Below are 13,995 nucleotides of genomic sequence, written 5' to 3'. Positions count from 1 at the left end.
GCCTTGGCAACCGCCAGCTATTTGGGAGCGCGTTTGCCAAGGCGCCGGTAACCCAAACAGTGGACGACTTTTGCTCCGCCCAATGGCAGACTTTCTCACCGCCGTTGACAGCCTTCCCCGCATTTGGTTCTCGACTTTCAACCAACAGATGAGGCAAGCCACCCATCAGATTTCCAACGTCAGAAAAGTCCCGCAGACTGTGAGTTCGTGCACCCTGAAAATTTGCGCCTGCAGCGAACGGCCGGTTCGACGGGCCGCACCGCAGCGGCGACATGTGTCGATGAACGTCCGCTTCGGGCCGGAATTTGTCCGTTTCGTCAATTTGCGGAATTGGCGGCATAAGCAGAGGGTTCGGTACCAACTCTTCGTTCAGTAAGAAACTCTGCAACAGATCCGTGCAGCAAGCATGTCCTTCCATGCGAAGTAAGACGCTTTCGGAGTTCGCTTCATTGAACTGAAATCTACATCAACCAGGCCAAAGCGTTTTTCATACCCCAAGGCCCATTCGTAATTGTCCAATAGGGACCAGACAAAGTACCCCTTAACCGGAACCCCTTCGCCCAACGCGACCTGGACTGCCGACAAGTGTTGATCCAGATAGTCGATACGGTCATCGTCTTGTTGACGCTCGGGGCTGGCCATACCGTTTTCGGTCACGAAGATCGGCAGGTCGCCGGTGTATTCACGTGCTGCTCGGATCAGGAACCTGCTCAGCGCGGTGGGGTCGATTTCCCAACCCATTTGGGTCTTCGGCAGAGGGCCGGGAACCTCAGCGAGACTTGGCCACGCTGTTTCTGCGGGCGCGATAAGTTTACGGGTGTAGTAGTTCAGTCCGCACCAGTCTACGGGTGCTCCGATGCTATCGAAATCATCTTGCCAGCCCGACGGAAGGTGGGGCTCCAGCCCCTCCAGAACATTCTCGGGATAGGCCTTGTTGAACACGCCGCCCAGAAAGAACCGGTTGTATATTCCGTCATACAGAGCGGCGGCCTGTTGTGCCTCGGCGCTGTCATCGGCGGGTTCGGCCCATTCCAGATTGAATACGCCGCCCAGGTTAGACATGCCCAACCCACGCATCGTCTGAATGGCCTGACCATGGGCCAGCAGAACGTGATGCATAGCGCGCGCCGTGGCTCGAATATCGCGCAGCCCGGGAGCGTGGTGCCCTTCGAAATGGCTCAACCAACTGACACACCACGGTTCATTGATGGGGGCGACGCTGTACATGCGGTCGCCAATCCGTCCCATGATGACCTCAGTGAAATCGGAAAACCAACCGGCAATATCCCGGTTGCGCCAACCACCTAAGTCGGCCAGGGGCGACGGCAGTTCCCAGTGATACAGTGTCGCGCACGGACGGATGCTACGCTCCAAAAGCGCGTCGGTCAGGCGATCATAAAAATCCAATCCCGCCTGATTAACAGGTCCGCGCCCCTCGGGCATCACACGCGCCCAGCTGGTTGAGAAGCGATAGCAATCGAATCCCGCGTCGCGCACAAGATCAAGATCCTGTTCAAACCGGTTCAGGTGATCACAGGCCAGATCGCCTTTTTCTCCCCGCACTACATTTCCGGGTGTCGCTGCAAACGTATCCCAATGTGTCGAACCGGCGCCGCCTTGGGCATGACCTTCGATCTGGTAAGCAGAAGTGGCGACTCCGAAATGGAAGTCTTTGGGGAAATCGCTGCGCGTATGTTTCATTGTCAGATCCTGTTGGGTGCTGGGCCGGTTGATTTGCCAACAACCAGTTCCGCCTCAAGCAATCTGGTCTTGACCGGATCGTCAGGCGATTTGATCCTCTCAATCAACATCTCGGCGGCCAGCTCTCCTGCATGCCGCACTGAGGACCGCGTTGCTGTAAAGATGGGCACATCCTGTCCGTTTTTGAGATAAGAGAGGTCATCATCATGCGCGATGACCGAGACATCCCGGCCAATTCGCAGCCCTGCCTCGTCCAGCGCCCGTCTCACACCAATCGCCGAAATCATCGAGGATGCCAGAATGGCGGTTGGTGGATCGTCCAGTTGCAGCATATCGCGGGTTTCATGATGGCCGTAGACCTCGGTCATTTCGGCGCTGCGCATTAATTGTGGGTCCGGGATCAAGTCCGCCTGTTCCAGCGCTTGTAGGTATCCGGCACGACGGCGCTGTGCGAAATCCATATCCTCAAGCCCGTTAATCAGGGCAATCCGGCGGTGACCCAAGTCGATCAGGAACTGTGTTGCGCGCCGAAAGGAGCTTTTGTTGTTCACATCGATCCAGTCATACTCTGCATCTATCCCGGTCGAACGACCGTGTACGATAAATGGTACCGCCATCCGGTTTAGCAGATCGATGCGACGCTCGTTGACCTTGGGGCCTTGCAAAACGACGCCATCCACGGCCCCGCGCTGAAACAAGCTGCGATAGGCCCCTTCGATCGAAGTGTCATCCGCGGTGGTGAACATCATGTCGTAGCCGTTCGCAGAGTATGTCCGCGCAGCGCCGGCGACAAAGTCGCCGAAGATCGGGTTCACCATCTCGTGCTGGGACGAACTAGGGATGACGTGCCCGATCACCATGGACTTGCCAGTCGCCAGACCTTTGGCGCGACTGTTTGGCCGATAGCCATGCTTGTCTGCAGCGGCCTGCACGCGCACACGAGTCGCCTCGTTCACCTCTGGATAGCCGTTCAGCGCGCGACTGACCGTTGTCTGCGAAAGACCGAGAATCTCAGAGAGCTGCTTTAGGTTCATATGTTCAAAGCGCCTTCAAATGGATGCTCACTTGTTTTGTTGTGATTTTTTGCTTCCGTCAACCCGTTTTGGCAAAGAGGTCAATAGCGGCAATAATTGAGGGGTAGAAAACGATATGTTGACAGAATCTGATTGCCAGCAGATAAAGTGCAACATCCAAAGCGCTTTGAAAATCTTGCAATGCGCAGATATTACTGGGAGGAGATTTCATGAAACACGCGCTTTATGCAGGTGTGGCCACATTCGCCCTGATGGCGGGAACAGCTCAGGCTGATAAGGTTACCGTGTTCGGGCCATGGCTGGGCCCGGACCAGGAAAACGTCGAAGCGGTTCTGGATGGCTTTGCAGCCGCGACAGGCCACGACTACGCGTATGTTGGTTCAGATAGTTTCGAGCAGCAGATCAGGATTGATGCAGAGGCAGGCTCGGCGCCGAATATAGCCGTTTTCCCGCAGCCTGGTCTGGCGGCGGATATGGCCAAGTCGGGTTTTCTGACACCGTTGGGCGACGGCACCGCTGATTGGGTTCGTGACAATTACGCAGCTGGACAATCCTGGGTAGATCTGGGCACTTTTCCGGGGCCCGAAGGGCAGGATCACCTTTATGGGCTTTTTTACAAGGTAGATGTGAAATCCCTTGTTTGGTACGTGCCTGAGAATTTCGAGGATGCCGGTTACGAAGTTCCGACCACGATGGAGGAACTGAAGGCTTTGACCGATCAGATCGTCGCAGACGGAGAGACGCCGTGGTGCATCGGTTTGGGTTCAGGTGGTGCGACCGGTTGGCCAGCGACCGATTGGGTCGAAGACATGATGCTGCGCACTCAATCGCCCGAGGACTATGACGCCTGGGTGTCCAATGAAATGAAGTTCAATAACCCGAAAGTGGTCGCTGCCATCGAAGAGTTCGGCGCGTTTGCACGCAATGATGACTATGTTGCGGGCGGGGCAGGTACGGTCGCAACGACCGATTTCCGTGACAGTCCAAAGGGCATGTTCAGTTCGCCACCACAATGTTACATGCACCGTCAGGCGTCGTTCATCCCGGCATTCTTTCCTGAAGGCACGGTTGTCGGTGAAGATGCTGATTTCTTCTACTTCCCCGCATATGAAAGCAAGGATCTGGGTAGCCCGGTTCTTGGCGCCGGCACGCTATGGGCAATCACCAATGACAGCCCGGCTGCACATGATCTGATCGCCTATCTGCAGACCCCCGAAGCACATGAGACATGGATGGCCCTGACCGGCTTCCTGACGCCGCACAAAGGCGTTGATACCTCCGTGTTCTCGGATCCGACGCTCAAGAAGATGAACGACATTCTTCTGGGCGCGACCACCTTCCGGTTTGATGGTTCGGACCTGATGCCGGGCGGCGTAGGGGCCGGCACATTTTGGACCGGTATGGTTGACTATGCTGGTGGAAAGCCCGCTCAGGAAGTTGCTGACGAGATCCAATCTTCCTGGGATTCGCTGGACTAAGCGCGTTAAAACCCGGGCGGTCTGCGCGTCAGGCCACCCCTTTTCCCCTTCGCAACGGAGAGCATGATGCATCCGGCAATTCAGGGCCTGCTGACCATCGCCATAGGCGTATCGGGCTGTGTGGGCTATTTCTTTCTGTCCAACCAGTTTCTGGACAAGGTTCTGTTCCCTGCGCGCGGGCCGAATGCCGGCCGCAACATCAACCGCGCGAATATGATCCGGCCTTGGCTGTTTTTGCTTCCGGCGCTTGTAGCGATTGGCCTATATCTGGCCTATCCGGTAGTTGAGACGTTGCGCCTGTCGCTCACGGATCGCATCGCCGGTGGTGGGTATAAGTGGGTTGGTCTCGATAACTACGTCCAGATGGTGGCAGAACCGAAATTCTGGGAAGCCATGCGCAACAATTTGTTCTGGCTGATCGTGGTCCCTGCAATGTCGACTGCATTTGGTCTGTTGGCAGCTCAGCTAACTGATCGGATACGCTGGGGTAACATCGCAAAGGCACTGATTTTCATGCCGATGGCGATCTCTTTCGTCGGGGCTTCGGTCATCTGGAAACTGATCTACGATGCGCGTCCGGCCGAGCAAGACCAGATCGGGATTCTGAATGCGCTTTATCTGTTCTTTGGTGGGGCCGAGCCGCAAACCTGGCTAACCATTCCGTTCTGGAACAATTTCTTCCTCATGGGGATCCTGATCTGGATTCAGACGGGCTTTGCCATGGTGATACTGTCTGCCGCTTTGCGCGGCATCCCCGAAGAAACCGTCGAGGCGGCGGTTTTGGATGGGGCCAATCCCTTCCAGATATTCTTTAAAATCAAGGTGCCTCAAATCTGGAACACAATTCTGGTTGTTTGGACAACCATCACCATTCTGGTCCTGAAGGTCTTCGACATCGTTTTCGCGATGACCAATGGCCAGTGGGAGACACAGGTTCTGGCCAACTACATGTACGACAAGATGTTCCGCGCCAATGATTGGGGCGTGGGTTCGGCATCGGCCATGGTGATCATGTTGCTGGTGACGCCGATCTTGGTCTGGAACATCCGCAACGCACGCCGGGAAATGGAGTAGGGGATGAGCGATATTGCAGGAACCAAACCCGCCCTTAGATGGATCGTCCAGGCCTCGGTCCTCTTTATCGTGGTGCTTTGGGTAGTACCGACACTTGGATTGTTGATCTCATCCTTTCGCACGGCTGACCAGATCGCGACCAGTGGCTGGTGGAAATCCCTGTTCCCGTCCGAACAAAACCTGACGCTACGCACGGCCGTGCCCAATACGCAAATTCTGAAAAACGGGACGTATGTGATTGAAGGGAACCTGTTCGACGAAGGGCAGAAAGCTACGATCTCAAAGTGGGGTGTCAGCTCCCGCGCGGTGGATGCGTATGAACCCGGTCAGACAGCGGAATTGCGTCGTGGCGGGACTATCACGGTCGATGCAAACGGGAACTACAAAGCGGAAAATGAAGAGGAGTTTACTGGCAGCCGCGGCCCGCGTGTTTTCGTAAGTGCAGAACTTCCACCCGAGTTCACGTTGGACAATTACCACAAGGTTCTCTTGGCCGAGAACAGCACCGACAGTATGGGTCGGGCGTTCTTTAATACTCTCACAGTGACCATTCCTGCCACGATCATCCCTATCCTGGTTGCGGCGTTCGCCGCTTATGCGTTGGCGTGGATGGAGTTCCCGGGCCGCGCGTTGCTGATCGCAGCTATTGTCGGGCTTTTGGTTGTTCCGCTTCAGCTCGCACTGATCCCTTTGCTGAAATTCCATCTTAATATTGGGATCGGCAAAGGGTATCTGGGTGTCTGGATGGCCCACACTGGCTTTGGAATGCCGCTGGCGATTTACCTTCTTCGCAGCTACATGGCCGGACTGCCACGTGATTTGATCGAGAACGCGCGGGTCGATGGGGCGTCTGAGTTCCAGATCTTTACGAAACTGATCCTTCCACTCAGCTTCCCGGCGCTGGCGTCTTTCGCGATCCTGCAGTTCCTGTGGACCTGGAACGACCTTCTGGTGGCCAAAGTCTTCCTGATTGATGCATCAGGTCAAACCACCGTCATGACCAATCGAATTGTCGAACTGCTGGGTACAAGAGGGGGCAACTGGGAAATCCTCGCCACCGCTGCGTTTGTTTCGATCATTGTTCCACTGATTGTTTTCTTCGCAATGCAAAAATACCTGGTCCGTGGCCTGCTGGCCGGATCCGTCAAATAGAGGCGTCTGATGAACGTGCAGAACACTGTAGAACTCTCCAAATCAACCAAAGCAAAGTCAGAGTGGTGGCGCGGTGGCGTGATCTATCAGATCTATCCGCGCAGCTTTCAGGACAGCAATGGTGATGGGATCGGTGACTTGAAAGGGATCACCCAACGTCTGGATTACATTGCGGATCTGGGGGTCGATGCGATCTGGATCTCACCCTTCTTCAAATCTCCGATGAAGGATTTCGGCTACGACGTCAGCGATTATCGCGATGTGGATCCTATGTTCGGCTCGTTGGAAGATTTCCGCGAGTTACTCGATCAGGCCCATGACAAGGGTCAGAAAGTGATGATCGATTTGGTGCTGTCACACACTTCTGATCAGCACCCTTGGTTCGGTGAGAGCCGCGCCAATCGGGACAACCCGAAATCCGACTGGTATGTTTGGGCCGACCCTAAACCGGACGGCACACCGCCCAATAACTGGTTGTCTATCTTTGGCGGTTCAGCGTGGCAGTGGGAGCCTCGTCGCCTGCAATATTTTCTGCATAACTTTCTGAGTTCGCAGCCGGACCTGAACTTTCACTGTAACGAAGTGCAAGACGCACTGCTGGACGTGGCTCGGTTCTGGCTGGACATGGGCGTGGATGGTTTTCGCCTGGACACGATCAACTTCTATTTCCACGACAAACATTTGCGGGACAATCCGGCCCTTCCGGTCGAAGAACGTAATGCATCAATTGCGCCTGCGGTGAACCCCTATAACCACCAGGATCACCTTTATTCCAAAAGTCAGCCCGAGAATATCGCCTTCCTCGAAAGGTTGCGCGCGCTGACCGACGAATATGAAGGCCGTGCCTGTTTGGGTGAAGTCGGTGATGCACAGCGCGGGCTGGAAATCATTGGTCAGTACACCTCGGGCGATCAACGAATGCATATGTGCTATGCCTTCGAGTTTCTGGAAAAGCGTGCGTTGACCGCGCCTTATGCAAAGCAGGTCTTTGATCAGCTCGAGGAAAAGGCAGGCGACGCATGGCCATGCTGGGCGTTCTCGAACCATGATGTTGAACGTCATGCCTCGCGCTGGGACCTAAACGATGCGGCCATTCGCCAGCACGCGGTTCTGATGATGTGTCTGCGCGGCTCTGCCTGTTTGTATCAGGGAGAGGAACTGGGCCTGCACGAGGCAGATGTTCCGTTCGAGAAACTGCAAGACCCCTACGGCATCGAGTTCTGGCCCGAGTTCAAGGGTCGCGACGGATGTCGCACGCCAATGGTTTGGGCGTCGCAGGACGAACATTTAGGCTTTAGCACCGGTGAGCCGTGGTTGCCTGTTAGTATGGCCCAAACGGAAAGAGCCGTTGACCGGCTCGAGGCGAACGACCAATCGATGCTGCACCATTATCGCCGCGCAATCGCCTTGCGCCGCGTCCACCCAGCACTAACTTCGGGTGCGCAGTCCAACATGAAACAGGTTGGACCTGTGCTGACTTTCCAGCGTGAGGATGCGTCTGAAGCGGTGTTTTGTGCTTTCAACCTTGGAACGGAAGCTCAGCGGGTCGACTTGCCCTTGGGTGATTGGCGGGTCATCGGGCGGGAACTCGGCGGTAGCGACGGTGCAGGAAGCGTTACGCTGCACCCCGCACAGTTTTGTCTGATGGCTAAGGTCAAGGGGTAAACCATGTCAGAACTCAAACTTACGGATGTCGCGAAATCCTATGGTCCGGTCGATGTTCTGAAACATATCGATCTGGATATCGCAAAGGGCGAGTTGATCGTCTTTGTCGGTCCATCGGGTTGCGGAAAATCAACCTTGTTGCGAATGATTGCCGGGCTGGAAAAGATCACCGGCGGCACCTTGGAGATCGAAGGGCAGGTCATGAATGATGTGCCGCCCGCCCAAAGGGGCATTGCCATGGTGTTTCAGTCCTATGCGCTCTACCCACATTTGACCGTGCGCGAGAACATGGCATTTGCACTGAAGATCGCCAAGATGCCTGCTGCCGAGATCGATGCCGCCGTTGAACGCGCGGCCCAGACCCTTCAACTGGATCCGCTCTTGGATCGTCTGCCCAAGGCTCTGTCCGGAGGGCAACGCCAGCGCGTCGCTATCGGGCGCGCCATCGTGCGAGACCCCAAGGTCTATTTGTTCGACGAACCGCTTTCGAACCTCGATGCTGCGCTGCGCGTTGCAACCCGGATCGAGATTGCGCGCCTGAAAGAGGCGATGCCCGAAAGCACAATGATCTACGTGACCCACGATCAGGTTGAGGCGATGACGCTGGCCAGCCGGATCGTCGTTCTCGCCAACAAAGGCATCGCGCAGGTTGGTACGCCACTGGAACTGTACGAAACGCCGGATAACGAGTTTGTGGCGCAGTTCATCGGATCGCCCTCTATGAATCTGCTGTCTGGCAAAATTTCCAAAACCGGGGATTTGACAGAGGTCACACTTGATGCGGGCGGAAAAGCCGTTTCATCCATTTCGACCACGCCCGAACAAATGGGTTTGCAGGTCAATATCGGGGTACGACCTGAGGATTTCGTTGCCGACGCCGCCGCTGGGTTTCTGGACGGCACTGTCGATTTTGTCGAAGCCCTGGGTGAAGTGACCTTGCTGTATTTCGCCAGCAGGCCGGGGGCTGAGAATATCGTCGCCAAGTTTCCTGGCGTTGAACGAAACCGACGTGGGAAAGCTGTCAAATTGAATGCGGACCCGAGCAAAGTGCACCTGTTTCTCAATGGTTTGTCGATGCGGAAATGATGAGGGCTATGTCGCAAACTTTTGGCTAGGAGGTCTTGGTGTTAATGGCGTTTCGGACTTTGATCGAGGCAGACAGTAACAATTTCATTCAAAGGCGCTCATTTCCCAAGGGACGTGATACTACACGCAGTGTTCTTTTATCTTCGTTACTAAGTGTCCTAGGATCTTTTGCAAAGTTTCTTACTGAACGAAGAGTTGGTACCGAACCCTCTGCTTGTGCCGCCAATGCCGCAATTTGGCGAAACGGACAGATTCCGGGCGTAAGCTGACCTTTGCGGATCATGTGCGTCACTTCGCTGCTCACTTTGCCCGCAAGGCAGACGTCGGACAACTCGTCGATCTCGCAGGTTAAGCGAATGGCCGGTTCGTTGAAGCTGCACCGCAGCGTGGCCAGAGGCGATGAATGACCAGTTTGGGCCGACTTCCCACCGTGGGAGGCGAATGCAAAATGAAACGTCGCTGATGGCTGAGAACCATTCTAACTGCAAAGCTTCGGCGAACCTGCGCTCGTGATTTTCCGGCCGTAGAACATGAGGCGGACTCCAGCCCAGTATGCCGCGGCCTCACACATGGGACATGGCCGGGAAGATGAGTACAGAACCGCTCCGCTCAAATCCCGGTCACTGAGACGACGCGCCGCGTCCCTGATCGCGGTTATTTCAGCGTGGGCCGTGGGGTCTTGATCCAAGATGACTCTGCTCCATGATTGGCCAATAATAACGTTGTCGCGCACCACAACTGCGCCATACCCCTGATCTCCATGATCAATCGCATACTGACGCATTTCGAAAGCGCGCTCCATGAATGTGGCATCCTTGGGATCACTTGGTTGAGGTATTGCGTCGTCCGCCCTTGTAGAAGTTTGGCCTACAGCGGAGCCACTCAATCCAATTGTCAGTGCGCTAAAGCCTGATGCGCCAAGAAAACCACGCCTCGCGAATACGAGGTCGCTGTGGCAGTCCTGTTCACTTTTTCTGATCTTGTCCATTGTGCCGTTACCCGTGAGATGTGTTCAACTCTGTCACCGCTCCGCTACGAGAGGAACTTGATTTGAGGCTGGTCTCATCCAAGCTGCCATCGGCACCTGTGAGGTGGAACGCTCCGCTTCAGCCTGCTGGACTGGCCTCAGTCCTCTTTTCTTAGCCGCTCTGCCATCTTAGCAAATCCGCGCAGTTCGGCGTGTTCGAGCGGTGTAGTTCCGTTTCGATCGGCAAGCGATCGGTCAGCGCCCGCTGCCAACAAAGCATCCAGAACCGCAAGATGGTCTGGGCCGCCGTCGCCAAGCACAACGGCTTCGACAACTGCGGTCCAATGCAGATTGTTCACATGGTCCAGAGGCGCGCCAGCGGCGATCAGCCGTCTGACAATCTCGACATGACCGAGATGCGCGGCTGCAATCAGTGCCGTTCCTTCATAAGGGCTGGTCGTTAGTCCGGGATCGTTTCCCAACTCGATTGCGAGCGTCATCAGTTCTGGATCATTTGCAACGGCCGCAATTGTGATCACGTCGTAGGCCTGACCTTCCAGCGCGTTCATGTCAGCTCCGGCCTCAGCCATCGCACGCAACGCCTCATCCTCAGAAGCAAAGGCGGCAACATGGGCTGGTGTGCGACCCCGCGAGTCCCGTGCGTTGACGTTTGCCCCTGCCGCAACGAGTTGCCGGATCATTTCTTCGTTGCCGGTGTGAGCGGCTGCGAAGAGACCGTCGTATTGCGCGACCTCATCAGCCGAAGGCGGTGTCTGCGCCATGCCTGCGCTGGCGGCAAGACCTATCACGAAAGCAAATAGTAGAAAACGAAACATGGCCGATCCTATTACCTACATATTGGTCAGCTATAGTAGTAGCGGATGCATTCAATGTCATTTTCCATTCAGGATCAGAATCCATTCACGGGAATTGATTTCGCAATGTCATTGGACAGACGGGCTGAGTTTGCCGACAATCGCGTCATGGAACTGACGGCAACCACACCTGTCCACCTGATCCATGTGGACCCCGACATTAACATGGCGCGGTTCTATGGAATAGAATTGCAGCCGACGCTGTTTGGGGAAGTGTCCGTCCTTCGTACTTGGGGACGTATTGGGACAAACGGGCAAGCCATGATGGTGACATATGATGACGAAGCCCAGGCCGGTGAAGCGCTCCAGAAACTCAAAAAGCAAAAGCGACGTCGAGGATATGTTCCGCTCGCCCCGGCTCACGTCCACTTTCCAGCCACCGGCCCGCGCCGGCTGAACCGGATCCAGAACTTCCACAACGCCCATCTGCGATCTCCCGCGACGGGCGCCGGGAGCCACTCTCCCAGCCCTCAACCCGTCACCGGAAAACCGGCACGCCTCTCACTCTGGTGATCTTTCGCATGCCGTCGTCCGCAAGAATGGCCCCTGATCAAGGCAACGTACGGTCGGCTGATCGCTTCTTAACACATTGGCGATACATACCTTCGCGCGGGTCAGCGGGAGGTTCCATGAAACACAGTCTTAGCGAATTTCTCCGCCACGGTGGCAGTGGTCAGTACGTTTTCGCGCGGCAGAACGGAGGCGTGTACGGCTACCGTGCAGGCATTTCGATCAAATCGCTTTTCCCCGGCTATGCGGACCTGCGGACTGATTTCATCGACCAATTGGAACGCGTGATAGCCGACAACACCCGCATGCTGCTGAACGCTCTGACGCCCCCGGACACCGTGCCATTGGCGACCGACGCCAACCTTCGCGATGTTACAGATGCGAAGGAAGAGGCGCTGCGCCTGTGGGATGCGCGCTTGACGGCCATCTTCGAGGAATACGAAACCCACCCGCAACGCTTGCGTCCGTTGCGGGCGGCGATGGAAGAACGCCTGCTTCGGGCCTTCGCGGGCCTGATCAATCAGCTTCGGCAGCAGGATTTGGGGATCGAGCATTACATCTGGCGGTCTCAGGGCGACGCGAAAGTCCGTGACAGCCATGCCGAATACGACGATCAGGTGTTTCGCTGGGACGCCCCGCCCGCTGGCGGCCATCCGGGGCAGGCGCACAACTGCCGCTGCCATGCAGAGCCGATCACGCCAGGGTCGCGGACTGATGCAATTCTTGCAGAACTTGCCCTTCCGGTCGAGGCACCCGTGGACGCCATCTTGCGTCGCCTCGGTCTCCGCGCCATCGCGATCACACCACTTGGAACTGCCGCTCTGGCTGCTTTGGCCGCCAGCGGCGCCCTGCAGGAATTCACGCGTCTGGCCACCGGACGTCGGCTCCAACGTGCGGCGGAGATCCTTGGCGTCAATCCCGGAACGGCCGAAGGGCTCCTTGCGGCTATGGCCCACGAACTGGTGCAGGAAGCGGTCATCTCTGGTCTCGGGTCCAGTTTGCCGAAGTCGGTTGAGGCCGCGCAGATCGCAGGCCAGGCGGCCGCGCTTTACGAGATGTTGAACCCTGGCACCATCGTGCGTGTCGTCGAAGGGAATCCTGCCGCACAACTTGCCCTCGGAGACTTCGTGCAGCAAGGCTATAACGCATTCGCGGAAGGCCGGTTGCGGCTGCAGGACGGCACGATTGCCCAAGGTTGGGTCGAGGTTTTCCCGGAACTCACTGAGGGCGAGCGCCGGTTGGGTGAACTTCCTGGCTTCACGCCGGAACGCATCGACCAGTGGCTGGAAACCTATCCGGTCGAGACCCTTGGTCTGCCGAACCACACGGGCTCGCCCGCCGTCGAAGACCCGACCGGCAACATCGTTTCCACGCCGATTCCGGATGCGGCGGGTCCGAGCATTGTCGAGGCAAGTCGGAATGAGGCCTTCACCACCCCCGACGGGAATACGATTGGCGACCATGGCAGCAAGGGCGACGGGCTGGAGTACATCACAGGAAAAGGGCACACTGCCGAACAGATCGATGACATCATTGCCAATCCCCGCCCCGATCTCAGCGGCATCGTCGCCGGACGTGGTGACTATAGGGGTCATGACATGACCTTGCTGACTGGACAGGACGGGCACTGGGTACTCTTGGGTCCGGAAGGGCACGTCGTCGCCGTAAGCAATAGGAACCGTCCTCTTCGGGACAGAGAAAATGAACCTGACCCGATCATCAGGCCGTTGGAGTGAAAGTGAATATGCAAAATGAGTTTGACGAAATGCTGGACAAGCTCGAAACGGGGGCCTTCGTGTACGTCGAGCCTTCTAGCAAGATGCTTGAATTCAACGAATACATAGCATCTCGGGGCTATAGCGTAGCCAGACTGGAGGTTGTGCGGCTCGAGGGCCAAGGGCCAGGGCGTGCTTTCGAGTACGACTTCCTGGCGAACGAGACCCCAGGCTACGAAAGGCAATGGCAGATCTTTATCGATCCGAAGCGATCTGCCGCAAATATCCGCGACATCGTGCAGCGCGCGTTGAGCGAGGGCGGCGAGTACCGATATCTGGTATGGGCCGAGGTGCCACCGTCCGGAGAATGACCGGTATGGGAAAGAGTAAAGGAAAAGGTGGATGAGGGGGACCGCGTTGCACGAATAGCGCTTGGGCCGCATTTGCCCCTTTCCCCGGTTCGTTATGCGACACGTTCATAGGTCGCACGACCTAGACGGGTCATGCGGTTGAGGGCTTTAACAGCGATGCGGGCTTCGGTTGTCTGGGTCTCCATGTTGCGGCTGCGCAGTTCCAGTCCGATGACCTGTTTGTATCGCCCGATCTGGGCCTCGCCGCGCGATCTCTGACCATAACCGGTGGCCTTCTGCCATGCCATTCGGCCAGTTTCGGTTATCATGTCGATATGGGCGTTGCGTGCCTGGCAATCTCCGGGAACGGCGTTCTTCGGCGGCGGAA

The 13,995-nt window shown here is 56.5% G+C and carries 12 protein-coding genes and 1 pseudogene; 8 read left to right on the top strand and 5 right to left on the bottom strand.

Annotation, left to right across the window (positions count from 1 at the left end):
- Positions 1 to 369: 369 nt before the first annotated feature.
- On the bottom strand, positions 370 to 1,701 hold the full coding sequence (locus tag AC2FNC_RS17670; protein WP_480607651.1) for a GH1 family beta-glucosidase: 1,332 nt from the start codon (positions 1,699 to 1,701) through the stop codon (positions 370 to 372).
- Between the two features lie 2 nt (positions 1,702 to 1,703).
- On the bottom strand, positions 1,704 to 2,735 hold the full coding sequence (locus tag AC2FNC_RS17665; protein ID WP_480495814.1) for a LacI family DNA-binding transcriptional regulator: 1,032 nt from the start codon (positions 2,733 to 2,735) through the stop codon (positions 1,704 to 1,706).
- Positions 2,736 to 2,944: 209 nt separating this feature from the next.
- Between AC2FNC_RS17665 and AC2FNC_RS17660 the strand changes: the two genes are divergently transcribed.
- The 5 genes from AC2FNC_RS17660 (at position 2,945) to AC2FNC_RS17640 (ending at position 9,190) form a co-directional block, all read left to right on the top strand.
- On the top strand, positions 2,945 to 4,213 hold the full coding sequence (locus tag AC2FNC_RS17660; RefSeq protein ID WP_480519249.1) for an ABC transporter substrate-binding protein: 1,269 nt from the start codon (positions 2,945 to 2,947) through the stop codon (positions 4,211 to 4,213).
- A gap of 66 nt (positions 4,214 to 4,279) precedes the next feature.
- A complete protein-coding gene (locus tag AC2FNC_RS17655; RefSeq protein ID WP_480495818.1) occupies positions 4,280 to 5,287 on the top strand; it encodes a carbohydrate ABC transporter permease in 1,008 nt (335 codons plus the stop codon).
- 3 nt (positions 5,288 to 5,290) lie between these two features.
- Positions 5,291 to 6,439, top strand: a complete 1,149-nt coding sequence (locus AC2FNC_RS17650) for a carbohydrate ABC transporter permease (RefSeq protein ID WP_496716103.1) — start codon at positions 5,291 to 5,293, stop codon at positions 6,437 to 6,439.
- A gap of 9 nt (positions 6,440 to 6,448) precedes the next feature.
- Positions 6,449 to 8,104, top strand: coding sequence for an alpha-amylase family glycosyl hydrolase (locus tag AC2FNC_RS17645; RefSeq protein WP_496716101.1), 1,656 nt, complete (start codon positions 6,449 to 6,451; stop codon positions 8,102 to 8,104).
- A gap of 3 nt (positions 8,105 to 8,107) precedes the next feature.
- Positions 8,108 to 9,190, top strand: a complete 1,083-nt coding sequence (locus AC2FNC_RS17640; RefSeq protein ID WP_480607638.1) for an ABC transporter ATP-binding protein — start codon at positions 8,108 to 8,110, stop codon at positions 9,188 to 9,190.
- Positions 9,191 to 9,668: 478 nt separating this feature from the next.
- Here the strand turns inward: AC2FNC_RS17640 and AC2FNC_RS17635 are convergent, their stop codons facing one another.
- Both AC2FNC_RS17635 and AC2FNC_RS17630 read right to left on the bottom strand, forming a co-directional pair.
- Entirely contained in the window at positions 9,669 to 10,178 is a 510-nt protein-coding gene (locus AC2FNC_RS17635; protein WP_480607635.1) for a nucleoside deaminase, read from the bottom strand.
- Between the two features lie 137 nt (positions 10,179 to 10,315).
- A complete protein-coding gene (locus AC2FNC_RS17630; RefSeq protein WP_496716098.1) occupies positions 10,316 to 10,993 on the bottom strand; it encodes an ankyrin repeat domain-containing protein in 678 nt (225 codons plus the stop codon).
- A gap of 54 nt (positions 10,994 to 11,047) precedes the next feature.
- On the opposite strand from AC2FNC_RS17630, the gene AC2FNC_RS17625 reads away from it, so the two are divergent.
- The 3 genes from AC2FNC_RS17625 to AC2FNC_RS17615 all read left to right on the top strand — a co-directional run bounded on the left by AC2FNC_RS17625 (position 11,048) and on the right by AC2FNC_RS17615 (position 13,628).
- Complete coding sequence (locus AC2FNC_RS17625) at positions 11,048 to 11,545, top strand: WGR domain-containing protein (protein ID WP_496716096.1); 498 nt, start codon at positions 11,048 to 11,050, stop codon at positions 11,543 to 11,545.
- Positions 11,546 to 11,661: 116 nt separating this feature from the next.
- Complete coding sequence (locus AC2FNC_RS17620; RefSeq protein ID WP_496716095.1) at positions 11,662 to 13,278, top strand: phage minor head protein; 1,617 nt, start codon at positions 11,662 to 11,664, stop codon at positions 13,276 to 13,278.
- On the top strand, positions 13,275 to 13,628 hold the full coding sequence (locus AC2FNC_RS17615; RefSeq protein WP_480478399.1) for a hypothetical protein: 354 nt from the start codon (positions 13,275 to 13,277) through the stop codon (positions 13,626 to 13,628). Before AC2FNC_RS17620 ends, AC2FNC_RS17615 begins: the two co-directional genes overlap by 4 nt.
- 92 nt (positions 13,629 to 13,720) lie before the next feature.
- Here AC2FNC_RS17615 and AC2FNC_RS17610 read toward each other — a convergent pair.
- Positions 13,721 to 13,995, bottom strand: a pseudogene (locus tag AC2FNC_RS17610) (IS5 family transposase); the annotation flags it as partial.

The sequence above is a fragment of the Ruegeria sp. BHSA123 genome (assembly GCF_059613425.1).
Note: the sequence above shows the minus strand (reverse complement) of the source record. Positions and strands in the feature narration are given on the sequence as shown.